21 protein-coding genes and 3 pseudogenes are annotated in these 25,090 nt (G+C 73.2%); 15 read left to right on the top strand and 9 right to left on the bottom strand.

Annotated features, from left to right (window positions below):
* A pseudogene (locus tag AB0D28_RS16715) lies at positions 1 to 543 on the top strand (serine/threonine protein kinase); the annotation flags it as partial.
* Between the two features lie 9 nt (positions 544 to 552).
* Here AB0D28_RS16715 and AB0D28_RS16710 read toward each other — a convergent pair.
* The 4 genes from AB0D28_RS16710 to AB0D28_RS16695 all read right to left on the bottom strand — a co-directional run bounded on the left by AB0D28_RS16710 (position 553) and on the right by AB0D28_RS16695 (position 3,079).
* Positions 553 to 1,113 (bottom strand): hypothetical protein, encoded by a 561-nt coding sequence (locus AB0D28_RS16710; protein WP_357386577.1) that lies wholly within the window; start codon positions 1,111 to 1,113, stop codon positions 553 to 555.
* Complete coding sequence (locus AB0D28_RS16705) at positions 1,106 to 1,645, bottom strand: RNA polymerase sigma factor (protein ID WP_357386575.1); 540 nt, start codon at positions 1,643 to 1,645, stop codon at positions 1,106 to 1,108. The genes AB0D28_RS16710 and AB0D28_RS16705 overlap by 8 nt, the downstream gene beginning before the upstream one ends.
* 151 nt (positions 1,646 to 1,796) lie before the next feature.
* Positions 1,797 to 2,741: a permease prefix domain 1-containing protein gene (locus AB0D28_RS16700; RefSeq protein WP_357386573.1), complete on the bottom strand. Its 945-nt coding sequence runs from the start codon at positions 2,739 to 2,741 to the stop codon at positions 1,797 to 1,799.
* Entirely contained in the window at positions 2,738 to 3,079 is a 342-nt protein-coding gene (locus tag AB0D28_RS16695) for a PadR family transcriptional regulator (protein WP_357386571.1), read from the bottom strand. The genes AB0D28_RS16700 and AB0D28_RS16695 overlap by 4 nt, the downstream gene beginning before the upstream one ends.
* A gap of 184 nt (positions 3,080 to 3,263) precedes the next feature.
* Here AB0D28_RS16695 and dnaE point away from each other — a divergent pair, with 184 nt between their 5' ends.
* Complete coding sequence (gene dnaE, locus AB0D28_RS16690; RefSeq protein WP_357386569.1) at positions 3,264 to 6,797, top strand: DNA polymerase III subunit alpha; 3,534 nt, start codon at positions 3,264 to 3,266, stop codon at positions 6,795 to 6,797.
* Positions 6,798 to 6,845: 48 nt separating this feature from the next.
* Here the strand turns inward: dnaE and AB0D28_RS16685 are convergent, their stop codons facing one another.
* Positions 6,846 to 8,369, bottom strand: coding sequence for an N-acetylmuramoyl-L-alanine amidase (locus AB0D28_RS16685; protein ID WP_357386567.1), 1,524 nt, complete (start codon positions 8,367 to 8,369; stop codon positions 6,846 to 6,848).
* Between the two features lie 135 nt (positions 8,370 to 8,504).
* Here AB0D28_RS16685 and AB0D28_RS16680 point away from each other — a divergent pair, with 135 nt between their 5' ends.
* Both AB0D28_RS16680 and AB0D28_RS16675 read left to right on the top strand, forming a co-directional pair.
* Positions 8,505 to 9,707, top strand: coding sequence for a hypothetical protein (locus AB0D28_RS16680; RefSeq protein ID WP_357386565.1), 1,203 nt, complete (start codon positions 8,505 to 8,507; stop codon positions 9,705 to 9,707).
* A 9-nt stretch (positions 9,708 to 9,716) separates the two neighbouring features.
* Complete coding sequence (locus tag AB0D28_RS16675) at positions 9,717 to 10,754, top strand: aminotransferase class V-fold PLP-dependent enzyme (protein WP_357386563.1); 1,038 nt, start codon at positions 9,717 to 9,719, stop codon at positions 10,752 to 10,754.
* An 85-nt stretch (positions 10,755 to 10,839) separates the two neighbouring features.
* Here AB0D28_RS16675 and AB0D28_RS16670 read toward each other — a convergent pair whose 3' ends face one another.
* Positions 10,840 to 11,355 carry a peptidoglycan-binding domain-containing protein gene (locus AB0D28_RS16670; RefSeq protein ID WP_357386561.1) on the bottom strand — a complete coding sequence of 172 codons (516 nt, stop codon included), beginning with the start codon at positions 11,353 to 11,355 and terminating at the stop codon, positions 10,840 to 10,842.
* Positions 11,356 to 11,445: 90 nt separating this feature from the next.
* Positions 11,446 to 12,618: an acyl-CoA dehydrogenase family protein gene (locus AB0D28_RS16665; protein ID WP_357386559.1), complete on the bottom strand. Its 1,173-nt coding sequence runs from the start codon at positions 12,616 to 12,618 to the stop codon at positions 11,446 to 11,448.
* 87 nt (positions 12,619 to 12,705) lie between these two features.
* Between AB0D28_RS16665 and AB0D28_RS16660 the strand changes: the two genes are divergently transcribed.
* The 6 genes from AB0D28_RS16660 to AB0D28_RS16635 all read left to right on the top strand — a co-directional run bounded on the left by AB0D28_RS16660 (position 12,706) and on the right by AB0D28_RS16635 (position 18,969).
* Complete coding sequence (locus AB0D28_RS16660) at positions 12,706 to 13,359, top strand: TetR/AcrR family transcriptional regulator C-terminal domain-containing protein (RefSeq protein WP_357386557.1); 654 nt, start codon at positions 12,706 to 12,708, stop codon at positions 13,357 to 13,359.
* Between the two features lie 45 nt (positions 13,360 to 13,404).
* Positions 13,405 to 14,847, top strand: coding sequence for an aldehyde dehydrogenase family protein (locus tag AB0D28_RS16655; protein WP_357386555.1), 1,443 nt, complete (start codon positions 13,405 to 13,407; stop codon positions 14,845 to 14,847).
* Positions 14,844 to 15,920 (top strand): zinc-binding dehydrogenase, encoded by a 1,077-nt coding sequence (locus AB0D28_RS16650; RefSeq protein ID WP_357386553.1) that lies wholly within the window; start codon positions 14,844 to 14,846, stop codon positions 15,918 to 15,920. Before AB0D28_RS16655 ends, AB0D28_RS16650 begins: the two co-directional genes overlap by 4 nt.
* Positions 15,921 to 16,012: 92 nt before the next feature.
* On the top strand, positions 16,013 to 16,645 hold the full coding sequence (locus AB0D28_RS16645; protein WP_357386551.1) for a transcriptional regulator: 633 nt from the start codon (positions 16,013 to 16,015) through the stop codon (positions 16,643 to 16,645).
* A gap of 135 nt (positions 16,646 to 16,780) precedes the next feature.
* Entirely contained in the window at positions 16,781 to 18,349 is a 1,569-nt protein-coding gene (locus AB0D28_RS16640) for an MFS transporter (RefSeq protein WP_357386549.1), read from the top strand.
* 11 nt (positions 18,350 to 18,360) lie between these two features.
* Positions 18,361 to 18,969 carry a TetR/AcrR family transcriptional regulator gene (locus tag AB0D28_RS16635; RefSeq protein WP_357386547.1) on the top strand — a complete coding sequence of 203 codons (609 nt, stop codon included), beginning with the start codon at positions 18,361 to 18,363 and terminating at the stop codon, positions 18,967 to 18,969.
* Between the two features lie 16 nt (positions 18,970 to 18,985).
* Here AB0D28_RS16635 and AB0D28_RS16630 read toward each other — a convergent pair whose 3' ends face one another.
* Both AB0D28_RS16630 and AB0D28_RS16625 read right to left on the bottom strand, forming a co-directional pair.
* A complete protein-coding gene (locus AB0D28_RS16630; RefSeq protein ID WP_357386598.1) occupies positions 18,986 to 20,905 on the bottom strand; it encodes a helix-turn-helix domain-containing protein in 1,920 nt (639 codons plus the stop codon).
* 14 nt (positions 20,906 to 20,919) lie between these two features.
* Positions 20,920 to 21,702, bottom strand: coding sequence for a 3-hydroxybutyrate dehydrogenase (locus AB0D28_RS16625; protein ID WP_357386545.1), 783 nt, complete (start codon positions 21,700 to 21,702; stop codon positions 20,920 to 20,922).
* Between the two features lie 183 nt (positions 21,703 to 21,885).
* On the opposite strand from AB0D28_RS16625, the gene ruvC reads away from it, so the two are divergent.
* From ruvC to ruvB, 5 genes and pseudogenes are all read left to right on the top strand, one after another.
* On the top strand, positions 21,886 to 22,413 hold the full coding sequence (ruvC, locus tag AB0D28_RS16620) for a crossover junction endodeoxyribonuclease RuvC (RefSeq protein ID WP_357386543.1): 528 nt from the start codon (positions 21,886 to 21,888) through the stop codon (positions 22,411 to 22,413).
* The gene (gene ruvA, locus AB0D28_RS16615; protein ID WP_030271013.1) at positions 22,410 to 23,012 is read left to right on the top strand and encodes a Holliday junction branch migration protein RuvA; all 603 of its coding nucleotides are present in this window, start codon (positions 22,410 to 22,412) and stop codon (positions 23,010 to 23,012) included. The genes ruvC and ruvA overlap by 4 nt, the downstream gene beginning before the upstream one ends.
* Positions 23,009 to 23,209 (top strand): annotated as a pseudogene (locus AB0D28_RS16610) (Holliday junction branch migration DNA helicase RuvB); the annotation flags it as partial. The gene ruvA and the pseudogene AB0D28_RS16610, both read left to right, overlap by 4 nt.
* A gap of 462 nt (positions 23,210 to 23,671) precedes the next feature.
* Positions 23,672 to 24,025, top strand: a pseudogene (locus AB0D28_RS16605) (LAGLIDADG family homing endonuclease); the annotation flags it as partial.
* Positions 24,026 to 24,076: 51 nt separating this feature from the next.
* Complete coding sequence (ruvB, locus tag AB0D28_RS16600; RefSeq protein ID WP_357386596.1) at positions 24,077 to 25,081, top strand: Holliday junction branch migration DNA helicase RuvB; 1,005 nt, start codon at positions 24,077 to 24,079, stop codon at positions 25,079 to 25,081.
* Positions 25,082 to 25,090 lie beyond the last annotated feature (9 nt).

Raw genomic sequence — 25,090 nt, 5'->3', positions numbered from 1 at the left:
CCGCGCCCGGTGCCGGCCGTCGCCGCGGTCGCGGTGACGCTCGCCGTCGCCGTCACGGGCGCGGGGGACGCGATCCACCCCGTTGCGGCCGGTGCGGTGGGCCGCAGCGGGCCGCTGACCGTGCTCCTGCCGGCGGGCTGGCGGGCCGAGGGAACCGGCTGGGCCGGACGGTACGGCGACGACGGCCGCCTCGAACCGGCGCTGGTGATCTCCCCGGACCCGGGGAACTGGGCGGCCGACCCCATGCTGCCCGGCGCGTTCGTCGGTCTCGCCACCGGTGCGGCTCGCCGGACCGGTCCGGCGGCCTTCCTCGCCGGACGGCCGCACGCCGACTGCGTCGCGGCACCGCCGCGGCGTACCCGGCAGGGCGGCGTCGAGTGGACCGTCGTCACGTACACCTGCCCCACCGGCCGCCCGGTGATCGTCGAGGCGGCCGGGCCGGCGACCGGCCGGGCCGGCCTGCTCTACGTCCAGCTCGTCCCGCCGCCGGACGCGGGCGCGGACTTCGTCGACGGCGTGCTCGCCGGGGTACGGGCCGGGTAGGCGGCGCGGTCAGACCACCACCACTGTGATGGGGTACGCCCGCCCGTCCTGCGGGATGGTGACGACGACGGTGCCGGTGCGCACGAACCGGATGTCCACCACGCCGGCCTCGTAGCTCTGCGAGGCTAGATCCTCGCGGTCCACCGTCACCTCACCCGGGCCGATGCCCCGGATACGCAGGATTCCACCGGCGGCGAAGCAGAGCGACCGCACCAGCGCCAGTTCGGTCTCGGCCAGGATCAGGTCGTGGCGGACCGGCCCGAAGCACGCGGCCGGGGCGGTGGTGCGTACCGGCGGGGCGGGCTTTGTGGTCCGGGGCGCGGCCGGTGGTCGTGGCCGCGTACGCGGGACCGCCGGTCTGCTGCTCGACGGGGCCGGCGTGCTCCCCGGCGGTGCCGGGGTGGGCCCGGGCGGCCTCGCGGTGGTGGGTGGCGCGGCGGCGACGGCGCTTGTCACCGCCGGCCGTGCCGGAAGTGGCGAGACCGGGCGGCCGGCGCAGGCGGGCGTCGCGGCGAGGGCGGCGAGTACGACGAGCGCGACGCCGCCCCGCCGGCGGGCCGGCTCACGCATCGGACAGCCGTAGCCGCAGTTGCCGCCGGGCCTCGTGGATGCGGGACTTGACGGTGCCCTCCGGCACGTCGAGCAGGCCGGCGATCTCCCGGTAGCTCAGCCCGAGCACGTCGCGCAGGGTCACCGCCTCGGCGAGGTCCGGCGGGACCGCGTCGAGCGCGTCCAGCAGGTCGAGCCGGGTGCCGGCGACCACGCTCGTCCGGCGGGGGTCGGGCGGGTCCGGCAGCGGGACCCCGCCGGCCTCCCGCTGCCACCGTCGCCGCAGCGTGCGGTAGGTGGAGCGGGCCCGGTTGGCGGTGATCCGGTAGAGCCAGGTGTCGAACGACGACCGCCCCTCGAACCCGGTGATCCCGTGCGCGAGCGCGAGCAGGGCGTCCTGGCAGGCCTCCTCGGCGTCCTGCCGGTGGGGCAGCAGCCGCGCGCACTGCCGCAGCACCTCTGGCCGTACGGCGGCCAGCAGGGCGTCGAGGGCCGTGCGGTCGCCGAGTGCCGCCGACCGGGCCAGCTCGTCCGTGCCGTCGGGGAGGGGCATCAGGGCGTCCCAGTGCTCGCCGGTGGTCCGGACCTCAGGCTATGCCCCGGGTGGCCGGTCCGCCCCGGCTGAGTCGGGCAGCCGACGGCGTCTCGCCCCGGCGCCGACGGCACCGGGGCGAGAGCGAGGTCGCGGGGACCGTAGCCGGGCGTCAGCGGGTGGCGCGTCCGGCCTTGATCGCGCTGTCGATCACATCCCAGATCGCGACCAGCACGACCACCGCGCCCGCCACCCGGGCGAACTCGACGGTGCCGCCGTCGCGCAGCCAGGCGAACCGCTCGACCAGCTCCGGGTTGAGCAGCCGGTCGGTGGCGAGCAGCCAGAGCACCGGGGCGGCGAAGGCCACGTTGAGCACCGCGTTGACCGCCACCAGCGGCCAGGTCCACCGGCCGGACCGGTATTTGGCGATCTCCAGGCCGACGGTGGCCAGCAGCACCACGATCAGGGCCGGCAGCCAGAAGCTCCAGAGCGCCGGGTCGAGCACCGGCATCCGGGAGCCGCCGTCGGTGGTCCAGCGCTGGAAGTGCTGACCGATCAGACCACCGACGGTGGCGAGCAGGAACACCACCGAGGCGATGCTGTCGGAGTGGCTGATCTGCCGCTCCCGGCTCTCCTCGGGGAGCTGGTCGACGGTCCACTCGGGCAGCCCGAGCGGGGTCCGGGTGCGCTCCAGCAGGGCGAACACCAGCGTGACCCAGAACGCGATCTGCACCGCGGTCTGCATCGCGGCCACGACCGCCGTGCCGATCGCCGCGCCCGGCTCGCCGTCGACAAGCGCCTTGGTGAGGCCGGCGAGCACGCCGACGATCGCCGGGATGTACGTGAGCAGCAGCCGCAGCAGCCGCCACCACGTCAGGTAGTAGCGCGGGCCGATGAGTTGCAGGGTGCGGTCGCTGTAGCGGGCCGCGAGCTTCTCCGGATGGCCCAGCTCGGTGAGCACCTCGCGCTCGGCGGAGGCGTGGTCCTGCCCGCCCGAGGTCCGGTCGTCGATCATGTCGGCGATGGAGCCGCGCAGCTCCTCGGCGAGCTCCAGGCGGCGTTGCGCGGGCACGGCCCGCATGGTGGCGGCGACGTAACGGTCGGTCAGGGAACTCATCGTTCCGCTCCTTCGATCAGTTCGGTGACGGACGTCCGCACCGCGGTCATGTCGTCGAGCAGGAGGTTCAGCACGGCGTCGCCGTCGGCGCTGGTCCGGTAGAACTTGCGCGGCCGGCTCTCCTCGGTGTTCCACTCGCTGGTGAGCAGGCCCTGGTCCTCCAGGCGGCGCAGCAGCGGGTAGAGCGTGTTGGCGTCGACCGCGAAGCCGTGCGCGGCCAGCCGTTGCAGCAGGGCGTATCCGTAGTCGGGGCGGCGCAGGGCGACCAGGCTGGCCACCACGACCGTGCCGCGCCGTAGCTCCTGGAGGTGGGTCCGGAGGACCTCGTCGCTGACCATGCTCAACACGATAGTGTGTGTCACACACTATTGCAATAGAGCAGAACGCCGCGTGCCGCACACCTGTCGGTCGGAGAGAGACGGAGCACCCTCGGTGTGGGCGGTGGAGCCCGCAGGGCCGCCTCGGTAGGGTGGGTCGGTCGACTCCGACGCAGCTTGATCCACAACCCGGGGGGCGCCACGCATGGGCGATTCGTTCGCGCATCTGCACGTACACACCGAGTACTCGATGCTGGACGGGGCGGCCCGGCTCAAGGACCTCTTCGCCGAGGCGGCGCGGCTCGGCATGCCGGCGGTGGCGATCACCGACCACGGCAACATGCACGGCGCGAACGACTTCTACAAGCAGGCCATGGACGCCGGGGTCAAGCCCATCCTCGGCGTCGAGGCGTACGTCGCGCCGGAGTCGCGCTTCCACAAGGCCCGGGTCAAGTGGGGGCGCCCCGAGCAGAAGAGCGACGACGTCTCCGGTAACGGCGCGATCACCCACATGACCATGTGGGCGGCCAACCGCGACGGCCTGCACAACCTGTTCAAGCTCAACTCCCGCGCCTCCATGGAGGGCCACTACGTGAAGTGGCCCCGGATGGACATGGAGCTGATCGCCGAGCACGCCGAGGGCATCATGGCCACCACCGGCTGCCCCTCCGGCGCGGTGCAGACCCGGCTGCGGCTGGGCCAGTTCGACGAGGCGCTCAAGGTCGCCGCCGCGTACCAGGACATCTTCGGCAAGGACAACTACTTCCTGGAGATCATGGATCACGGCCTCGACATCGAGCGCCGGGTCCGCGACGGGCTCACCGAGATCGCCCGCAAGCTCGACATCCCGCCGGTGGTCACGAACGACTCGCACTACACCCACGAGGCGCAGGCCGAGGCGCACGACGTGCTGCTCTGCGTACAGACCGGCAGCAACGTGGCCGACCCGAACCGGTTCCGCTTCGAGGGCGGCGGCTACTTCGTCAAGTCCGCCGACCAGATGCGCGCCGTCGACTCCTCCGAACTGTGGCAGCAGGGCTGCCGCAACACGCTGCTGGTGGCCGAGAAGGTCGACCCGGCCGGCATGTTCACGTTCCACAACCTGATGCCGCGGTTCCCGATCCCCGAGGGCGAGACCGAGGAGTCCTGGTTCCGCAAGGAGACCTTCGCGGGGCTCAAGCGCCGCTTCCCGAACGGCATCCCCGAGGGCCACGTCGTCCAGGCCGAGTACGAGCTGGGCGTCATCATCCAGATGGGCTTCCCGTCGTACTTCCTCGTGGTCGCCGACTTCATCCAGTGGGCCAAGAGCCAGGGCATCGCGGTCGGCCCGGGGCGTGGCTCGGCGGCCGGCTCGCTCGTGGCGTACGCGCTGGGCATCACCGACCTCGACCCGATCCCGCACGGCCTGATCTTCGAGCGGTTCCTGAACCCCGAGCGCGTCTCCATGCCGGATGTCGACATCGACTTCGACGAGCGCCGGCGCGGTGAGGTCATCAAGTACGTGACCGACAAGTGGGGCGAGGACAAGGTCGCGCAGATCGCCACGTTCGGCACGATCAAGGCGAAGGCCGCGATCAAGGACTCGGCCCGGGTGCTCGGCTTCCCGTACGCGGTAGGCGACCGGATCACCAAGGCCATGCCCCCGGCGGTGATGGGCAAGGACATCCCGCTGTCCGGCATCTTCGACCCGAAGCACCCGCGCTACGCCGAGGCCGGCGAGATCCGTGGCCTCTACGAGTCCGACCCGGACGTCAAGAAGGTCATCGAGACCGCCAAGGGCATCGAGGGCCTGATCCGGCAGACCGGTGTGCACGCCGCCGGCGTCATCATGTCCGCCGAGCCGATCATCGAGCACATCCCGCTCATGCGGCGCGACTCCGACGGCGTCATCATCACGCAGTTCGACTACCCGACCTGCGAGTCGCTCGGACTGCTGAAGATGGACTTCCTCGGCCTGCGCAACCTGACGATCATCGACGACGCGGTAAAGAACATCCAGCTCAACCACGGCCGGGAGCTGGACCTGCTCGGCCTGCCGCTTGACGACAAGGCGGCGTACGAGCTGCTGGCCCGTGGTGACACGCTCGGCGTGTTCCAGCTCGACGGCGGGCCGATGCGCTCACTGCTGCGGCTGATGAAGCCGGACAACTTCGAGGACATCTCCGCCGTCCTGGCGCTCTACCGGCCCGGTCCGATGGGCGTGGACTCGCACACCAACTACGCGCTGCGCAAGAACGGCCTCCAGGAGATCACCCCGATCCACCCGGAGCTGGAGGAGCCGCTGCGGGAGATCCTCGCGCCCACGTACGGCCTGATCGTCTACCAGGAGCAGGTGCAGCGCGCCGCGCAGATCCTCGCCGGCTACACGCTCGGCCAGGCCGACCTGCTGCGCCGGGCGATGGGCAAGAAGAAGAAGGAGATCCTGGACAAGGAGTTCATCCCGTTCCGGGACGGCTGCCGCGAGCGCGGCTACTCCGACGAGGCCATCCAGGCCGTGTGGGACGTGCTGGTGCCGTTCGCCGGCTACGCGTTCAACAAGGCGCACTCCGCCGCGTACGGCCTGGTCTCCTACTGGACCGCGTACCTCAAGGCGCACTACCCGGCCGAGTACATGGCCGCCCTGCTCACCTCCGTCGGTGACGACAAGGACAAGATGGCGCTCTACCTTTCCGAGTGCCGCCGGATGCGCATCCAGGTGCTCCCGCCGGACGTGAACACCTCGGCCGGGCCGTTCACCCCGGTCGGCAAGGAGATCCGCTTCGGCCTCGGCGCGGTGCGCAACGTCGGCGCGAACGTGGTCGCCTCGATCATGCGCTGCCGCGAGGAGAAGGGCGACTACGCCGACTTCTACGACTTCCTGTCCAAGGTCGACGCCGTGGTCTGCAACAAGAAGACGATCGAATCGCTGATCAAGGCCGGGGCGTTCGACGTGCTCGGCCACCCGCGCAAGGGCCTGCTCGCCGTGCACGCCGACGCCATCGACGCGTACGCCGACGTCAAGCGCAAGGAGGCGGTCGGCCAGTACGACCTGTTCGGAGCCGGCTTCGGCGAGGCGGAGACCGGCGGCACCACCACTGTCATGCCGGTCATCGGCGAGGGGGAGTGGGACAAGCGCGACAAGCTCGCGTTCGAGCGCGAGATGCTCGGCCTGTACGTCTCCGACCACCCGCTGTTCGGCCTGGAACACGTGCTCGGCGCCGCCGCCGACACCACCATCGCCGCGCTGTCCGAGGAGGGCACCGTGCCCGACGGCGCGGTGGTCACGCTGGCCGGCATCCTCTCCGGCGTGCAGCGCCGGGTCACCAAGCAGGGCCGGGCCTGGGCGTCGGCCACCCTGGAAGACCTGGCCGGCGGCGTGGAGACGCTGTTCTTCCCGAACACGTACGAGGTGATCGGGCAGTACATCGCCGAGGACGCCATCGTGGTGGTCAAGGGCCGGGTGGACCGGCGCGACGACACCCCGCGCATCATGGCGATGGACATGTCCATGCCGGATGTCAGCAGCACCCCGGGGAGCAAACCGGTCACGCTCACCATCCCGGTGCACCGCTGCACGCCGCCGCTGGTGGAACGGCTCAAGGAGACGCTGGTGCTGCACCCCGGCGACACCGAGGTGCACGTCAAGCTGCTCAACGGCGGCAAGGTGACCACGCTGCGCCTCGGCCCGTTCCGGGTCGCGGCGACCACCGCGCTGATGGGTGACCTGAAGAGCGTGCTCGGCCCGGCCAACGTGAGCTGACCGGGCCGAGCGCCCCGGCACGACGCCGGGCCGGGGGCGGGCGTACCGCTAGACGCGGGTGACGCGGATGGCGTCGGCGATCACGTACCCGGTGCTGCCGGTCCACCGGCTGACACCCACCTTGTTGGCGTCCCCGGCGGCCAGGGTGAAGGTGCCCAGCGAGCGCCACGCGCCGCCGTTCGCCGTCTGGTTCACCGATACCGTCTGGTTGCCGCTGGTGGTCGCCACGATGTACGGCGTGGAGGTGTTGTAGCCGGCGACGGCCGGGTACCAGACCTCCACCCGGTAGGTCGCTGTCGCCGGGATGTTCACCTTGTACCAGGCGGTGTCGCTGGCCGCGACCGGGTTGGCGTACCGGTAGTCCGCGCCGTAGCGCTGCGCCGAGTACGTCGAGGTGCTCCAGTTGGCGCTCGCGGTGAACCGGCCGGCGGTGGTGTTGTCCACGATGGTCGACCAGGCGGTCGGCGGGGGCGTGGTGCCGCCGGTGACGAGCTGCATGTAGTAGGTCCAGTTCCAGTTCGGCCCCGGATCGGTGTGCGTGGCGCCCGGCACCTGGTTGTGCCCGATGATGTTGGTGCGGGTCTTGGGGATGCCGTACTTGTCGCACAGGTAGCGGGTCAACGCCGCCGACGACCGGTACATCGCGTCGGTGTACCAGGAGGCGTTGTCGACGTACCCCTCGTGCTCGATGCCGATCGACTGGGTGTTGTAGGTCCAGTTGCCGGCGTGCCAGGCGATGTCCTTGTCCCGGACCATCTGCGTCACCGCACCGTCGGAGGAGCGGAGCAGGTAGTGCGCGCTGGCGCTGGCGGCGGGGTTCTGGAACCAGCTGATCGAGCCGGAGTAGCTGCCCTGCATGGTGTGGATGACGATGTAGTTGATCGGGTACGCCGACTCACGGCTGGAGGCCGTGTAGTTGGACGAGCTGGCCGGCACCCAGGCCGCCGGGCCGTAGTCGGTGCTCAGGGTGCCGAAGTCGCCGCTGCCCAGCGGCGCGACGTCGGTGTACCGGCCCCGCTCGGGTGCGACCGGACGGCCGGCCACGCTGACCTCGCCGGTGGCGGTGGTCGCGATGAAGCCCCTGGCGAGCAGGTCGTACACGGAGTCGGCGTACAGCCGGGCGGTGGCCGGGTCCGTCGCGCCGCCGTAGCGGGCGATCGGGCCGTACCACTGGTTGACGTCGTCCCGCTGCGCCGCGGTGAGCCCGGCCTCGTCGGCGTACGAGCGCAGGACCGCCGCCGCGCCGGCCACGTTCGCCGCGTCCCGGGCGCGCAGTTCGGCGCGGTCCAGCCGGGTCCGGCGGGCCGCCTCGTCGAGGGTCCGCACCTTCGGGTTGCTGGTCAGGTGCATCACGCCGTATCCGCCGGAGGCGCTGGGCTCGCCGCCGTGGCCGTCCAGGCGGGTCTCGGCGTACCCGAGCGCGGCGAGCAGGTCGCGCGGCACGTCGGAACCGGCGGCGGCCCGGTCGAAGGCGGCGGCGAGCGGCTGCGCGCGGTGCTGTGGCGCTGCCTGGGCCGGCTGACCGGTCAGGCCGATCGTGAGGATCATGGCGCCGCCGAGCAGGGTGCTCACCCGACGCGAGGGTCTCCGAATTGTCACGTCACTCCTCGTCGACTGCATGGGGCGACTGGACTCCCGTCGCCGGTTCGCCGCACCTTATAGCGTGACGCTCATCAATGTCGATACCTTGCAAAAGAGGGCTTCATCGTGAAGACTTCCTTCAGTTGGGGCGAGATCCCCGGCGCGGTCGCGCCGGGGGCCCGTACCGTCCCGGTGTTGCCCGGCGGGACGCGGCCGGGCAGCATCGTGCGGATGCCGCCCGCCGACCTGCTCCGTGTCCGTGACCTGGTGCCCGACTTCCTGGCCTGCGCCGAGCCGTCCGCTTCGCCGCGGCCGTGGACCTCCCGTTACCTGGCCGGGCATCCGGACGTGCTCCGGGCGCTGCGCCGCGACGGCGACTGGTCCGACGCCGCGCGCGTGGCCGCCGTCCTGGACGGACTCCGCGACAGCGCCGCCGATCTGGCGGCAACCGCCGGGACGGTACGCGCGCTGCTGCCCGGCGGCGTCGCGGCGGTGGCCGGTGCGCTGGGCTGGTCCGGCGAGGGCGGGCCGGTCGAGTGCGTGGTGCTGGTCGGGCTGCACCAGGCGAACGGCTGGGCCGGCGAGCTGGACGGCAGGTACGCGCTGTTCCTCGCCGTGGAACAGCTCGGGCCGCCCGAGGACCTCGGCCTGCTGGTGCGGCACGAGGCCGCGCACGTGGTGCACGACCGGCGTGCGGCGATCCGCGACTGGCCCGAGTACGGCGTGGCGAACGCGCTGTTCACCGAAGGGCTCGCCACCCAGGTCAGCGCGGAACTGGATCCCGGGCGGCCGGACGAGGCGTACCTCTGGTTCGGCCGCCCCGGCCACCGCCCCTGGCTCGACGAGTGCCGCCGCCGCTGGCCGGAGATCCTGCGCCGGGTCCGCGCCGACCTCGACGCCACCGACGTGGACCACCACGCCCCGTACTTCCTCATGCGGGACTCGCCGCTCGCAGGTGACCTGCCCAAACGCTGCGGCTACCTGGTCGGCCTGACCGCGGTACGACACCTGCGCCGGCGCCACTCCCTGCGGGACCTGGCCACCTGGCCCCTGCCGAGGGTGCGAACCGAACTGGCCGCAGCCCTCACCGACCTCCCCCCACCCCACCCCGCCCCGCCTGCACGCGCCCCGATCCCGCGATCTTGCGGTTTCGGCCCCCTGTGGATGGCGGCTTTGCGCCAATTGCCGGGGCGGAAAGTGCAAGAATCGCGGGCCGGGGTGGGCCGGGCCGGGCCGGGCCGGGGTGGGCCGGGGCGGGCGGGGGTGGGGGCGGGGTGGGGGCCACGGGGGTGGGATTGGTGGTGCCGGGGGTGGGGTGGGGGTGGTTAGCGTCGGGGCATGGAGCTGGAGCAGGCGCAGAAGTTGTGGCAGCCGGAGCCGGGCTGGTTGAACACCGCCACCTACGGGCTGCCGCCCGAACCGGTGTGCGACGCCGTGGAGCGGGTGCTCGCCGACTGGCGGACCGGGCGGGTGTCGTTCGAGGTGTGGGACGAGTCGGTCGGGCGGTCCCGGGCCGCGTTCGCCCGGCTGACCGGTGTGGACGCCGCCGACGTGAGCATCGGCTCCGCCGTGTCGCAGCTGGTCGCGCCGATCGCCGCGAGCCTGCCGGCCGGCGCCTCGGTGGTGGTGCCCGAGGGCGAGTTCACCTCGATCCTGTTCCCCTGGCTGGTCCAGCGGGAGCGGGGCGTGCGGGTCCGCACCGTGCCGCTGGCCGGACTGGCCGACGCGATCGACGCCGGCACCGACCTGGTGGCGTTCAGCGTGGTGCAGTCCGCCGACGGCACCGTGGCCCCGTACGACGAGATCGTCGCGGCGGCCCGGGCGCACGGCGCGTTCGTGGTGGTCGACGCCACCCAGGCGTGCGGGTGGCTGCCGTTCGCGGCGGACCGCGCGGACGCGGTGGTCGTGGGGGCGTACAAGTGGTTGATGTCGCCGCGCGGCGCGGCGTTCGCCTACCTGGCCCCGGCGCTGCGCGAGCGGATACGCCCGGACGCGGCCGGGTGGTACGCCGGAGAGGACCCGCACGCCTCCTACTACGGGACGCCGCTGCGGCTGGCCGACGACGCCCGGCGCTTCGACATCTCCCCGTCCTGGCTGTGCTACGTCGGGGCCGCGCCGGCGCTGGAACTGCTCGCCGACCTCGATCCGGAGGAGGTGCGCGCGTACGACGTGGCGCTGGCCAACCGGTTCCTCGCCGGGCTGGGCCGCCCGCCGGGCGACAGCGCGATCGTCAGCGTGGACGTGCCGGACGCACAGGAGCGGCTGGCCCGCGCCGGGGTGCGCGCGGCGGTACGGGCCGGCCGGGTCCGCGCCTCGTTCCACCTCTACACGACCGAGGCGGACGTGGACCGGGCGATCGAGGCGCTGACCGGCTGACCCGGGGCCGGGAGCGGCCGGAGAACGACCGCAGACCACCCGGAGTACGGCCGGCCCGCCACCGCGCGCCGGCCGTACCTGTGGGTCAGCAGACGGCGAAGGTCGCGGACGTGTAGGAGAGCAGCTTCCACTCCTGGTCCGGGCCGAGGCTCATGTCCCACCTGCCGTCGGTCCGGCGACCGAGCTGGAAGTAGTCGGTGGCTCCGTTGTAGTAGTACCAGCCCTCGCTCTCCCAGACGCCGAGGCGGGTGGCCGCCCGGGACAGGGTCCTGGCCCCGACGACGCCGTCGGCGACGAGGCCCCGGGCGCTCTGCCACCGCTTCGTGGCGGCCGTCGTCTGCGGCCCGAACCGGCAGTCGACCTCGGAGCGGGTGAGGTAGCCGTCGGCCCACAGGATCATCTGCCACATGGCGACGACGTTGCTGTACGAGCGCGTCGACGCCGAGAACGGGCCCTCGTCGCCCCAGTCGTCCCGCCAGTCGCCGGAACCCGCGATGTACCCCTGACTCACGCTCGCCGAGGCCGGTGCGGCCGAGAGCGCGAGGACTCCGAGCATGGCGGCGGCCGTCGTGAGCGCGACCGCCCTGGTTCGTGTGCGCATGTGCATCCCCTCCAGCTGGTGGTGCCTGTGCCGGGGACACACCCCAGACCTGCGCGTGGTTGCGCAGAGTCAGGATTGAGACACGACGCGTCAGGCCAGATGGCCGCCGATCTTCGTGTATCCGCGCAGCAGGTCCCGGGAGATGATCAGCCGCTGCATCTCGTCGGTGCCCTCGAAGATCCGGTACAGCCGCACCTGCCGGTACCAGCGTTCGATCGGCAGCTCACGGGTGTAGCCCATGCCGCCGTGGATCTGCAGCACCCGGTCCACCACCCGGTTGACCATGCCGGCGCCGTAGAGCTTGCCCATGGAGGAGGCGTGCCGGGGGTCGAGGCCCGCATCGACGGTCCAGGCCGAGCGCAGGATCAGCCAGCGGGCCGCCTCCAGCTCGGTCTCCGAGTCGGCGATCATCCACTGGATGGCCTGGTTGGTGGCGATCGGCGCGCCGAACGTCTCCCGCGTGTTGGCGTGGTCGATGGCCATCTGCAGGGCGCGTTCGGCGATGCCGATGGCGTGCGACGGGATCGTGTAGCGACCCTTGCCGATCCACTCCATGCCGAGCGTGAAGCCCTGCCCGATCTCGCCGAGGATGTTGCGGTGCGGCACCCGTACGCCGTCGAAGATCAGCGAGGCTGGGCCGCCCTCGCCCATGGTCTGGATGAACTCGGACCGCCAGCCCATCGCGCGGTCCACCAGGAACGCCGTCGCGCCGCCGCGGCGGGCGCCCTTCTCCGGGTCGGTCACCGCGACCACGATGGCGAAGTCGGCGTCGTTGCCGTTCGTGATGAACGTCTTCTCGCCGTCGAGGACCCAGTCGTCGCCGTCGCGGCGGGCGCGCAGCTTGATGTTCGCCGCGTCGGAGCCCGCGCCGGGCTCGGTGATGGCGAAGCAGGAGATCCGTTCGCCCTCGATGGTGGGGATCAGGAACTCGCGCTTCTGCTCCTCGGTGGCGTGGAACAGGATGTTGTCGGCCTCGCCGCCGAAGCGGAACGGCACGAAGCTGCGGCCCAGCTCGGTCCAGATCAGCGACTGCATGACAGCCGGGAGGGCCATCCCGCCGTACTCCTCCGGCGTGGCCAGCCCCCAGAAGCCGAACTTCTTCGCCTTGAGCTGGAGTTCGCGCAGCTCGGAGCGGTCCAGGCCGGGCTGGTGGGCGCGCTCGCGGCGCAGCACCTCCGCCTCCAGCGGCATCACCTCACGGGTGACGAACGTGCGAACGGTGTCCCGGATCGCGCGTTCCTCGTCGGACAGTGCGAAGTCCACGGTGCCCCCTCAGGTCGACTGGCTCTAAACTAGCGCTGGAAGTTTTCCCGCGTCCAGACCCGATGTCGAAGGGAGGATGATGACCAGGTGCCCAGACCCCGGCAGGCCCTGCTCACCCGCGATCGGATCGTCGAGACCGCGTTGGCCCTGATCGACGCCGACGGGCTGGACGCGCTCTCGACCCGGCGGCTCGCCGCCGCGCTCGGCGTACGCGGTCCCTCGCTCTACAACCACTTCGCCACCAAGGAGGAGATCCTCGACGCGGTGGCCGACGGCGTCGCGGCCACCGTCGACACCGGCGTCTTCGACGAGTACGACTGGCTCGACGCGCTCGGCCGCTGGGCGCACTCGTACCGGGCCGCGCTGGCCGCGCACCCGAACATCGTGCCGTACCTGGCGCAGGGGCCGGGCCGCCGTCCGGCCGCGCTCGCCATGGCCGACGCGGTCTACGGCGCGCTGGTGCGGGCCGGCTGGCCGCCCGCGCGGGCCACCCACATCGGCGCCGCCATGCGCTACTTCGTGGCCGGGTCCGCGCTCGGCTCGTTCGCCCGCGGCTTCGTCGAGGACCCCTCGCTCTACGCCGCGCACCCGCACCTCAACCAGGCGCACCGGCTCGCCGGCCACCAGCGCAGCGTGGACGAGGGCGCGTTCGCGCTCGGCCTGGACGCGCTGCTGCACGGGCTCGCCGCCGAGTACGCCGCCACCGTCGCCCCGCTGGAACGGGTCGGCGGTCCGGAGTAGCGTAGAAACTCCCACCGCTAGTTTCCCCCGCCCCCGAAGGACGCCATGGATCTCGCCGCCGCCCCGCCCGCCCTGCTGACGCGCCGCCACCTGCACATCGCCGGTGACTGGGTCGACCCGTCGTCGGGCGACACCATCCCGGTGGAGAATCCGGCCACCGCGAGCACCGTCGGCGAGGTGCCCGCCGGCACTCCGGCCGACGTGGAGCGCGCGGTCGCCGCCGCCCGCGCCGCGTTCCCCGGCTGGGCCGCCACCGCCCCCGAACAGCGGGCCGCGCACCTCGACCGGCTGCACAGCGCGCTCGCCGCCCGCGCCGACGAGATCGCCCGTACGGTGGCGACCGAGCTGGGCACCCCGCTCAAGCTCGCCACCCGCGTCCAGGCCGGCCTGCCGCTCACCGTGCTGCGGAGCATGGTCGACCTGGCCGCCCGCCCGGCCGCCGAGCACACGGTCGGCAACTCGCTCGTGGTCCGGGAGCCGGTCGGCGTGGTCGGCGCGATCACCCCGTGGAACTACCCGCTGCACCAGGTGGTCGCGAAGGTCGCGCCCGCGCTCGCCGCCGGGTGCACGGTGGTGCTCAAGCCCAGCGAGCTGACGCCGCTGACCGCCTACCTGCTCTTCGACGCGATCGTCGACGCCGGCCTGCCACCGGGAGTGGTGAACCTGGTGCCCGGCACCGGCCCGGTCGTCGGCGAGGCGCTCGCCGCGCACCCCGACGTCGACCTGGTCTCGTTCACCGGCTCCACCGCCACCGGCCGGCGCATCGCCCATCTCGCCGCCGAACGGCTCGCCCGGGTGTCGCTGGAACTCGGCGGCAAGTCGGCGAACGTCATCCTGGCCGACGCCGACCTGCCCACCGCGGTCAAGGTCGGCGTCGGCAACGCGCTGCTCAACTCCGGGCAGACCTGCACCGCCTGGACCCGGATGCTCGTCCACCGCGACCGCTACGCCGAGGCGCTGGACCTGGTCGCGGCGGCGGTGGCCGGCTACCGGCTCGGCGACCCCTTCGACCCGGCGACCCGGCTCGGCCCGCTCGCCTCCGCCGCGCAGGCCCAGCGGGTACGCGACCACGTGAGCCGCGCGCTCGCCGACGGCGCCCGCCTGGTCGCCGGTGGTCCGGACGCGCCGCTGCCGCCGCACGGCCACTTCGTCGCGCCCACCGTCTTCGCCGACGTGCACCCGGACAGCGCGCTCGCCCAGGAGGAGGTGTTCGGTCCGGTGCTCGCGGTGATCCCGTTCGCCGACACCGACGAGGCGGTCGCCATCGCCAACAACTCCCGGTACGGGCTGGCCGGCGCGGTCTGGTCCGCCGACTCCGACGCGGCGCTGGCGGTGGCCCGGCGGATGCGTACCGGCCAGGTGGACGTCAACGGCGGCGCGTTCAACCCGCTCGCCCCGTTCGGCGGCTACAAGCAGTCCGGCCTCGGCCGAGAGTTGGGCGCGTACGGCGTGGAGGAGTTCACCGAGCTGAAGGCGATCCAGCGGTGAGGGCGCTCGTGGTGCGCGGCCGGGGCGCCACCCCGGCGGTCGAGGAGGTACGCCTGCCCGCGCCGGGCCCGGGCGAGCTGCGGGTACGCATCCGCGCCGCCGGCATCTGCCACTCCGACCTGGCCATGGTGGACGGCACGCTGGCACCCACGTACCCGCTGGTGCTGGGGCACGAGGCGACGGGCGTGGTGGCCGAGGCCGGGCCGGGTACGACACTGGCGGTCGGCACGCCGGTGGTGCTCAACTGGGCGCCCGCCTGCCGGGAGTGCTGGCACTGCCGGCACGGCGAACCGTGGCTCTGCGCGGCCAACCCCAACCCGTCCACGCCCCGGGGCGAGACTGCCGCCGGTGAGCCCCTTCAGGTCACGCTCGGGCTCGGCGCGCTCGCCGAGGAGGTGGTGGTGCCGCAGCACGCCGCCGTACCGGTGCCGGCCGGGCTGCCGCCGGAGCAGGCGGCGGTGCTGGGCTGCGCGGTGCTCACCGGCGTCGGCGCGGTCCGCAACACCGCGCGGGTCGCACCCGGCGAGTCGGTCGCGGTGATCGGCCTCGGCGGGGTGGGCCTCGCGGTGCTGACCGCCGCGCGGCGAGCCGGCGCGGCGCCGATCCTCGCGGTGGACGTCGTGGAGGCCAAGCGGGACCTGGCGCTCGCCGCCGGGGCCACCGACTTCCTGCGCTCGGACGACCGGCTGGGCAAGGAGATCCGGGCCCGCACCGACGGGCGCGGCGTGGACCACGCGTTCGAGTGCGTCGGCAGGTCCGCCACCATCCGCGCCGCCTGGCGGGCGACGCGGCGCGGGGGAGCGGTCACAGTGGTCGGCATGGGCGGCAAGGACGACCTGCTCAGCCTCTCCGCGCTGGACATCTTCCACTCCGCGCGCACGCTGCGCTCCTCGGTGTACGGCTCGACCGACCCCGATCTGGAGGTGCCGGAGCTGGCCGCCGCGCTCGCCGCCGGCGACCTGGACCTGGGGCCGCTGGTGAGCGGCACGGTGCCGCTGACCGAGGCGCCCGCGGCGCTGGACCGGCTGGCCCGGGGCGAGGGCGCCCGCTGGGTGGTCACCTTCCCGGACTGAGGTTGCCTCGATCAGGGCGGCCCGAGCGCATCCAAGCGGTGCCGTTCCGCCGAATCCCTGGGTAGTGACCGTCTACCCGGGAGGTGCTTCTGGTGACCGAGGCGATGCCCGGCGACGCCGTCGAGGGCGTCCGCAAGCACCTCACGCTCGCCGCGGAGGATCTGGACGGTGACCGGGTGGCCGGGCTGGTCGTCGAGGCCGCCGGGCGGTGGGGCGTGACGGCGGTGTGGGAGCGGGTCTGCGCGCCGATGCTGGCCGCGCTGCCCGGGCACAGCGCGGTCGAGGTGGCGGTGGAGCACGCCTTCTCCGAGGGGATCCGGTCCGGCCTGGACGCGCTGCTGCGGGAGCCGGGGCGGGGGTTGCCGTCCGGGGGGATCCTGCTCGCCGCGGCCGAACAGGAGCTGCACTGTCTCGGCCTGCACGCGCTCGCCGCCGCGCTGCGGGAGGCGAACATGGGCAGCCTGTTCCTGGGCGCTGCCCTGCCCTGGCCGGCGCTGGCCAGTGCGGTGCGCCGCAGCCGGCCGCACACGGTGGTGGTGTGGTCGCAGACTCCGGTGACCGGCCGGGCGTACCGGATGGCCCGGTTCGCGCGGGAGTTCCCGTCGGTGTGGGTGCACAGCGCCGGACCGGGCTGGATCACGCCGCCGGCGGGGCATCTGAGGACCCTGTCCGACGCGCTCACCTCCTGCCGCGCCGCGGCCGGGCGCCGCGCCGCCATGCCCTAGGGGACCCGGACGTGACCTGAGACACACTCGATACGAACCGGTACCGTATCGAAATCCGCTCGCCTACGCTCGGCATGGTTACGAGTCCGACCCGTATCGTATTTCGGCGCGGGTGAACCGGGGGGAGAGCGGCAAGTGGAACCACACGAGAACACGGGACACCCGAGGAGGTGGGTGATCCTCGGGGTGCTGGTGATCAGCCTCCTCGTGGTCGTCCTCGACAACACCATCCTCAACGTCGCGCTGCGCACCCTGGCCGACCCGGTGCACGGCCTCGGCGCCACGCAGGGCGAGCTGGAGTGGGCGATCAACTCCTACACACTGGTCTTCGCCGGGCTGCTGTTCACCTTCGGCGTGCTCGGTGACCGGCTCGGCCGCCGCCGCTTCCTGATCCTCGGGCTGGCGCTGTTCGGCCTGTCCTCGCTGCTGTCCGCGTACGCGCAGGATCCGGGCCAGCTGATCGCGGCCCGCGCGCTGATGGGCGTCGGCGGCGCGGCCATCATGCCGGTGACGCTCTCGATCATTTCCAACGTCTTCGACCCGCGCGAGCGCGCCAAGGCGATCGGCGTCTGGGCCGGCGCGGTCGGCCTCGCGGTGGCGATCGGCCCGGTGCTCGGCGGCGCGCTGCTGGAGCACTTCTGGTGGGGCTCGGTATTCCTGATCAACGTGCCGGTGGTGGCGCTCGGCGTGGTGCTCGTCGCGGCCCTGGTCCCCGAGTCCCGAGACCCGAAGCCCGGCCGGGTCGACCTGCTCGGCGTGCTGCTGTCGGTGGTCGGCCTGGTCGCGCTCACCTACGGCATCATCGACGGCGGCGAGCACGGCTTCGGTCGCCCGCGGGTGTGGATCGCGGTCCTCGGCGGCCTCGCGGTGCTCGGCTGGTTCGTCGCCCACGAGCTGCGCAGCGACCACCCGTCGCTGGACGTACGGCTGTTCCGGGTGCCCCGGTTCGCCGCGCCGGTGGCCCTGGTCGGGCTGATCTTCTTCGCCGCCATGGGCGTGCTGTTCTTCGGCGCGTTCTATCTCCAGCTCGTGCGTGGCTACAGCCCGCTGGAGAGCGGCCTGCTGTTCCTGCCGTTCGCCGCGGCCCAGCTCATCTTCGCGCCGCGCAGCGCGGCGATGGTCCGCCGCTACGGCGGCCGGGCGGTCGCGGCCGCCGGGCTGCTTCTCACCACAGTGGCGCTCGCCGCGTTCGTCTTCATCGACGCGGACACCCCGATCTGGATCTTCTCGGCGCTGGGCTTCCTCCAGGGCGCCGGGATGGCGAACATCATGCCGCCGGCCACCGAGTCGATCATGTCGTCGCTGCCCCGGGAGAAGGCCGGTGTCGGTTCGGCGGTGAGCAACACCGTGCGTCAGGTCGCCGGCGCGCTCGGCGTCGCGGTGATCGGCTCGGTGCTCTCCGCCGTCTACCGCGACCAGGTCGGCCCGGCGGTGGCCGCACTGCCCGCCCCGGTACGCGACGCGGCCCGCGAGTCGGTCTCCGGGGCGTACGCCGTCGCCGGCCGGCTCGGCCCCGACGCGCCGCGACTGATCGACGCGGCGAACGACTCGTTCGTGTCGGCCATGCACTGGGCCGCGGGCGCCTCCGCGTTTGTGGCCGCGCTCGGCATCGTGATCGTGCTGCGCTGGATGCCGGGCCGTCCGGTCGTCGCCGCGCCCGGCGCGACGCCGGTCACGGACCGGGAGTTGGCCGGTACCGCGTAGGTTCGTGGACAATGTCTGACATGACTTCCACGGCGGATGCTCCGCGGTCGCCCGGGCGACCGCGGAGCACCCGCGCGGACGAGGCGATCATCGACGCCGCCCTCGACCTGCTGGCCGAGGGCAGCACCGTCGAGTCGCTGTCCATCGAGGCGATCGCGAACCGCGCCGGAGTCGGCAAGGCCACCATCTACCGTCGCTGGCCGGGCAAGGACGCGCTGCTGCTGGACGCGTTGCGCACGCTCAAGGGGCCCGCGCCCCGCACTGCCGGGCGCTCCGTCCGCGACGACCTGGTGGTGCTCGTCGGCGCGGTGGGCCAGCACGCCGACCCCCGCGTCCGCAAGATCATGCCCTGCCTGGTGCCGGAGGTGAACCGCAGCTCCGCCCACCGGCAGGCGTACGAGGCGATCATCGGGCCCCGGCGCGCGGCGATGCGCGAGGTGCTGCGCCGTGCCGTCGACCGGGGCGAGCTGCGCGCCGACCTCGACATCGAGGTGGCGATGGCACTGCTGACCGCGCCGATGCTCACCCAGCGGATGCTGCGCTGGCACCCCGAGCGCGACGAGCGGCTGCTGCCGGAGCGGATCGTGGACACGGTCCTGGACGGCCTGCGCGTCCGCTGACCCGGCCGGCGCCCGGTCAGCGGCCGGGCGTGCGCAGCCGGTGCAGGCGCAGCGCGAGCTGCACCTCCAGCGCCCGCTCCGGCCGCTGCCAGTCCGCGCCGAGCAGGTGCCCGACCCGCTCCAGCCGCTGGGTGACGGTGTTGACGTGCACGTGCAACTGCTCGGCGGCCCGGGCCAGGCTGCCGCCCACCCCGAAGTACGCCTCCAGCGTCTTCACCAGCGCCGTGCCCCGCCGGGCGTCGTAGTCCAGCACCGGCCCCACGGTCGTGGCGAGGAACCGGGCCACGTCCCGGTCCCCGGCGTCGCCGACCGCACCGAGCAGCAGCCCGACGAAGCCCAGCTCGGTGGTGCTCGCCCCCTGCCCGGCCCGGCCCAGCGCACCGAGCGCGGACAGGCAGCGCTCCGCCTCGGCGAACGTGACCGCCAGCGACGCCGGACCGGTCGACGGGCCGCTCGCCCCGGCGGTCACCGGGCGGCCGGTCACCCGGGACAAATCCCGGGCCACCGCGCGGGCCGCGCCGCCGGCGTCGTTGCCGGGCAGCATCAGCACCACCCGCCCGTCGCGCGCCGCGGCCAGGCCACCCCGGGTCGAGGCGTACGTGGTGGCCCAGGACAGCACCCGCTGCCGGGCCGACCCGGTCTCGGCGAACGCGTCTTCGCCGACCGCCACCAGCACGTGCGGGGCGTCCAGGTCCACGGCGATCCGGCGGGCCCGCGCTCGTAGCGCGTCGGCGTCACGCAGCGGCCGGGCGATCAGGTCGTCCAGCAGCTCGCCGCGTACCCGTCCCTCCGCCTCGGCCACGGTCCGGCGGAACAGCAGCAGCAGCGCGGTCACCAGCGCGGCCCGCTCCAGGATCCGCTGGTCGGCGTCGACCAGCTCGTCGTCCGGGCGCAGCACCAGCGCGCCCAGGTTCTCCGCGCCGGCCACCACCGCGGCGTACCAGAGCGGGCCCCGGCGCACGCTGCGCCCCTCGGTACGCGACGCGGCGACCGCCTCCACGATGTCCGCCCGGTCCGGCTCCTCGATCTCGCCGACCCGGGCCAGCCGCCGGCCCTCGGCGTCCAGCGCCAGCAGCGCGCCGCCGAGCACCTCGGTGACCGCCGCCGCCACGTCCTCCATCCCGCCGCCGCGCAGCACGAGCGCGGTCATCCGGTCGTGCGCGGCGGCGGCGCGCTCCACCGAGCTGCTGTGCGCCCGGATGGTGCTGTTCGCCGCGGAGAGCTCGGCCAGCGCCGCGCGCGTCTCGGCGAGCAGCCGGGCGGTGTCGATCGCCACCGCCGCGTGCGCCGCCAGCGACACCAGCAGCGACACCTCCTCGCGGGCGAACGGCCGGGCCGAGCGGTTGGCCGCGTACAGCACGCCGATCACGCTGGATCCGAGCCGCAGCGGCACGCCGAGGATGGCCACCAGGCCCTCCTCGCCCACCCCGCCGTCGATCTCCCCGGTGTGCCGGAACCGCTCGTCCTCCTGGTAGTTCGAGGTGACGTACGGGGTGCCGGTCTGCGCGACCAGTCCGCCGAGCCCGTCGCCCAGTTCCAGCCGCAGCCGCTGGAACCGGGCCGAGATCGAACCGTCGGTGACCCGCATGTACGTGTCGCCGCGCTCGTCGTCGTTGAGCGTCATGTACGCCACGTCGGTGCCGAGCAGGATCCGCGCCCGGTGCACGATCGCGCGCAGCACGTCGTCCAGGTCCCGCAGCCCGGCCAGGTCGCTCGCGGTGTCGTACAGGCCGGACAGCTCGGTCTCCCGGCGGCGCCGGCGGGCCAGCAGCGCCCGTACCCGCAGCGCCACCACCTTCGCCTGCTCCAGCTCGGCCAGCCGCTCGGCGGGCAGGCCGGCGGCGCGCGCGGCCACCAGCGGGCCCTCGAACTCGACAGCGGCGGCCTCGCGCGCCAGCAACTCCAGGAACTCCACCGGCGACGACATGAGCGACATTGTGCGCGGGGCCACTAGTTCGCCGTCCAGCCCCCGTCGAGGGCGATCGAGGTGCCGGTGAGGAACGCCGCCGGCGGGGAGCACAGGTAGGCCACCAGTTCGGCCACCTCGGCCGGCTCGATCAGCCGCTTGATCGCCGCCCGGGCCAGCATGATCTTCTCGACCACCTCGTCCTCGCCGATGCCGTGGGTGGCCGCCTGGTCGGCGATCTGGCTCTCCACCAGCGCGGTGCGCACGTACGCCGGGTTGATGCAGTTGGCGGTGACGCCGTGCGCGGCGCCCTCCAGCGCGACCACCTTGGACAGGCCCTCCAGCGCGTGCTTGGCCGAGACGTACGCGGCCTTGAACGGCGAGGCGCGCAGCCCGTGCACCGAGGAGATGTTCACGATCCGGCCCCAGCCGTTCGCGTACATCCGGGGCAGCGCGCGGCGGATCAGCAGGAACGGCGCCTCGACCATCACCCGCTGGATGTACTCGAAGCGCTCGACCGGGAAGTCCTGCACCGGCGCGACGTGCTGCAGGCCGGCGTTGTTGACCACGATGTCGGCGTCGACGTCGAGCCGGTCCACCGCCACCGGGTCGGCCAGGTCGATCCCGACCGCCCGGCCGCCCGCCTCGGCGGCCACCGCCTCGGCCGCCGCCACGTCGCGGTCCAGCACCACGACCGTCGCGCCGGCCGCGGCCAGGCGCAGGGCACAGGCCCGGCCGATGCCGCCGCCACCACCTGTGACCAGCGCGATGCGACCGGTCAGGTCGACGTGTACGACGTGGGGGGCCGCCACTGGTTCTGCCGTCATGGCGCATGAACGTACGAGCCGGGTGCCCCCCGGCACATGGGGCGGCGACACATACTCCACCGCCCGCCTGTGTGGTGCGCCGCGTCACCACCCGTGCCCGGCGTGTCCGGCCGACCCGCCGTCGGCGGCCACCAGTAGGGTGTGTCGAACACACGTACTGCTGGCGGCTCGGGAGGAGGCGGCGTGCGCGTGCTGGGCGTCGACCCGGGGCTGACCCGGTGCGGGGTCGGCGTGGTCGAGGGCGTGCCGGGCCGCCCCTGCACGCTCGTGGCCTACTACGTGGTCTACACCGACCCGGCCGACGACCTCGCGCTGCGCCTGCTGCACCTGGACCGCTCGCTCACCGACCTGGTCGCCGAGCACCGGCCGGACGCGGTAGCCGTGGAGCGGGTGTTCAGCCAGCACAACGTCCGCACCGTGATGGGCACCGCGCAGGCCAGCGGCGTGGCCGTGCTCGCCGGGGCGCGGGCCGGGCTGCCGGTGACGACGTACACGCCGAGCGAGGTCAAGGCCGCGGTGACCGGCTCGGGGCAGGCGGACAAGAAGCAGATGACCGCCATGGTGACCCGGCTGTTGCGGCTGCCCGAGCCGCCGAAGCCGGCCGACGCCGCCGACGCGCTGGCGCTGGCCATCTGTCACGTGTGGCGCGGGGGCACCCGGTCCAAGCTGGCCGCCGCCGCGCAACAGGCTCGACGAGGAGGGACGCGATGATCGCGAGCGTACGCGGCACGGTGACCGCCACCGGCCCGGATCACGCGGTGGTGGAGGTGGGCGGCATCGGCCTGGCCGTGCAGTGCGCCCCGGGCACGCTCGCCGACCTGCGCGTGGGCCAGCCCGCCCGGCTGGCCACCAGTCTTGTGGTCCGGGAGGACTCGCTCACCCTCTACGGCTTCGCCGACGACGACGCCAAGCAGTTGTTCGAGCTGCTCCAGACCGCCAGCGGGGTCGGTCCCCGGCTGGCCCAGGCGGTGCTCGCCGTGCACACGCCGGACGCGGTCCGCAAGGCCATCGCCAACGCCGACACCGCGGCGCTGACCCGGGTGCCGGGCATCGGCAAGAAGGGCGCCGAGCGGCTGGTGCTGGAGCTGCGCGACCGGGTCGGTCCGGTGCCGGTGGGCGCCGACGGCGCGGCCGGGGTGACCGGGGGCGCCTGGCCGGAGCAGGTGCGCCAGGCGCTGGTCGGGCTCGGCTGGACGGCGGGCCAGGCCGAGCAGGCCGTGGCCGCGGTGGCGGAGACGGTCGACGGCGAGACCCCGCCGGTGCCGGTGCTGCTCAAGCAGGCCATCCGCCTTCTGGGCCGGACCCGATGACCGGGGAGAACCTGGTCTCGGCGTACGTGCACGACGCCGAGCGGGACGCGGAGGCCAGCGTCCGCCCGAAGCGGCTCGACGAGTTCATCGCCCAGCACCGCGTCCGCGACCAGCTCGACCTGCTGTTGCAGGGCGCGATGCGGCGCGGCTCCCCGCCCGACCACATCCTCCTGTCGGGCCCGCCGGGTCTCGGGAAGCCGGTGTCCGTGGAGGCTCTGGTCCTGTTGGAGAACGGATCACGGCGCCGGCTCGGTGACATCGAGGTGGGTGACCGGGTCATCACCCGAACCGGGGCGGGCGCCACCGTGCTGGCGGTGCACGAGCAGGGTGAACTGGAGTCGGTCAGGATCCGGACCACGAGCGGGCGGGATGTCGTCGCGGCACCCGACCACCCCTTCTGGACCACCGAGGGCTGGACGAAGGCGGGAGATCTCACCGACCGCGACTTCGTCGCCAATGTCCTGTGCCCGGAACTGGTCGCGGACACCGTTCAGGATGTCGCCGAGTACAAGCTCGCCGGCTATCTCATCGGCGACGGATGCACGACGAATCAGGTCACCTTCACGGGGGGTGACGAGGACGTGCTGGCCGACTTCCGGTCTGTTTGTGACCGGATCGGGCACAGTCACGTGACCAGGCCCAACAGTGCCCGCAGTTCGATGATCCGTATCTCGGGTCTTCAGCCCTGGCTGGCCGAACATGGCCTGCTCGGCAAGAACGCCTGGCAGAAGCGAGTGCCCGACTTCGTCTTCGAAGGTGACGCCTGGCAGGTGTCGGCGTTTCTCGGCGCCTACTTCGCCTGCGACGGTACGGTGAGCCGCCGGGGACGTGACCGGTACGACGTGGTCGTCGAGTTCTACAGCGTCTCACGGGGGCTGCTGGAGGACGTACAACACCTGCTGCTGCGGCTCGGTGTTCAGTCACGGCTCAAGCTCAAGCGCGGGCGTTACCAGGGTCGGCCGCACGAGTCCTGGCGGTTGAGCGTCACCAGCCAGGACGATGTGGCGCGGTTCGCGCAGCGTGTGACGGTGATCGGTGAGCGAGGTCGGCGGCTCGCCGAGTGGATGCCGCGTCGAGATCGATTCGACGAACGGCTCGCCGCCGACCGGGTGGCCTCCGTCGAGGCGGTCGGCCTGCAGGAGTGCCGGTGCCTGACCGTCGACGGCGACCACACCTTCACGGTTAACGACTTCGTGGTGCACAACACAACGTTGGCCAACATCGTCGCCGCCGAGCTGGGCACCGGGATCCGGGTGACCAGCGGCCCGGCCATCGAGCGTTCCGGTGACCTGGCCGCGATCCTGACCGGCCTCGCCGAGGGCGACGTGCTGTTCATCGACGAGATCCACCGGATCGCCAAGCCGGCCGAGGAACTGCTCTACAGCGCCATGGAGGACTTCCGGGTCGACGTGGTGGTGGGCAAGGGTCCGGGTGCGACCGCTATTCCGCTGGACGTGGAGCCGTTCACGCTGGTCGGCGCCACCACCCGCTCCGGCCTGCTGACCGGCCCGATGCGCGACCGGTTCGGCTTCGTCGCGCACCTGGACTTCTACGCGCCGGCCGACCTGGAGACGCTGCTGCACCGGTCGGCCCGGATCCTCGGCGTGCCGATCCGGGCCGAGGGGGCGGCGGAGATCGCCGGCCGGTCCCGGGGCACCCCGCGCATCGCCAACCGGCTGCTGCGCCGGGTGCGGGACTACGCCGAGGTACGCGCCGACGGCGTGGTCACGCTGGAGACGGCGCGGGCCGCGCTGACCGTCTACGACGTGGACGCGCTCGGCCTGGACCGGCTGGACCGGGCGGTGCTGACCGCGCTCGTCGACTCGTTCCGGGGCGGCCCGGTGGGCCTGTCCACGCTCGCCGTGGCGGTGGGCGAGCAGCCGGACACGGTCGAGGAGGTCTGCGAGCCGTTCCTGGTCCGGGCCGGGCTGCTGGCCCGTACCCCGCGCGGGCGGGTGGCGACGGAGGCCGCCTGGCGCCATCTGGGCCGCACGCCCCCGAATGGTACATTTGGGATGGATGCCCCTCCGGGGCCCGATCTGTTCTCGGTGCAGACCGACCAGCCGTGATCCGTTCGT

This window comes from Micromonospora sp. NPDC048169, from assembly GCF_040652815.1.
In the GTDB taxonomy this organism is placed as follows: domain Bacteria; phylum Actinomycetota; class Actinomycetes; order Mycobacteriales; family Micromonosporaceae; genus Micromonospora.
Note: the sequence above shows the minus strand (reverse complement) of the source record. Positions and strands in the feature narration are given on the sequence as shown.

What these genes read in the sequence shown, in the direction of transcription:
- AB0D28_RS16655 (WP_357386555.1), top strand. Translation starts at nt 13,405, where the DNA reads ATGGATCTCGCCGCCGCCCCGCCCGCCCTGCTGACGCGCCGCCACCTG.
- AB0D28_RS16635 (WP_357386547.1), top strand. Translation starts at nt 18,361, where the DNA reads ATGTCTGACATGACTTCCACGGCGGATGCTCCGCGGTCGCCCGGGCGA.
- AB0D28_RS16675 (WP_357386563.1), top strand. Translation starts at nt 9,717, where the DNA reads ATGGAGCTGGAGCAGGCGCAGAAGTTGTGGCAGCCGGAGCCGGGCTGG.
- AB0D28_RS16700 (WP_357386573.1), bottom strand. Translation starts at nt 2,741, where the DNA reads ATGAGTTCCCTGACCGACCGTTACGTCGCCGCCACCATGCGGGCCGTG.
- ruvA (WP_030271013.1), top strand. Translation starts at nt 22,410, where the DNA reads ATGATCGCGAGCGTACGCGGCACGGTGACCGCCACCGGCCCGGATCAC.
- AB0D28_RS16625 (WP_357386545.1), bottom strand. Translation starts at nt 21,702, where the DNA reads ATGACGGCAGAACCAGTGGCGGCCCCCCACGTCGTACACGTCGACCTG.
- dnaE (WP_357386569.1), top strand. Translation starts at nt 3,264, where the DNA reads ATGGGCGATTCGTTCGCGCATCTGCACGTACACACCGAGTACTCGATG.
- ruvB (WP_357386596.1), top strand. Translation starts at nt 24,077, where the DNA reads ATGCCGCGTCGAGATCGATTCGACGAACGGCTCGCCGCCGACCGGGTG.
- AB0D28_RS16705 (WP_357386575.1), bottom strand. Translation starts at nt 1,645, where the DNA reads ATGCCCCTCCCCGACGGCACGGACGAGCTGGCCCGGTCGGCGGCACTC.
- AB0D28_RS16670 (WP_357386561.1), bottom strand. Translation starts at nt 11,355, where the DNA reads ATGCGCACACGAACCAGGGCGGTCGCGCTCACGACGGCCGCCGCCATG.
- AB0D28_RS16695 (WP_357386571.1), bottom strand. Translation starts at nt 3,079, where the DNA reads ATGGTCAGCGACGAGGTCCTCCGGACCCACCTCCAGGAGCTACGGCGC.
- AB0D28_RS16710 (WP_357386577.1), bottom strand. Translation starts at nt 1,113, where the DNA reads ATGCGTGAGCCGGCCCGCCGGCGGGGCGGCGTCGCGCTCGTCGTACTC.
- AB0D28_RS16630 (WP_357386598.1), bottom strand. Translation starts at nt 20,905, where the DNA reads ATGTCGCTCATGTCGTCGCCGGTGGAGTTCCTGGAGTTGCTGGCGCGC.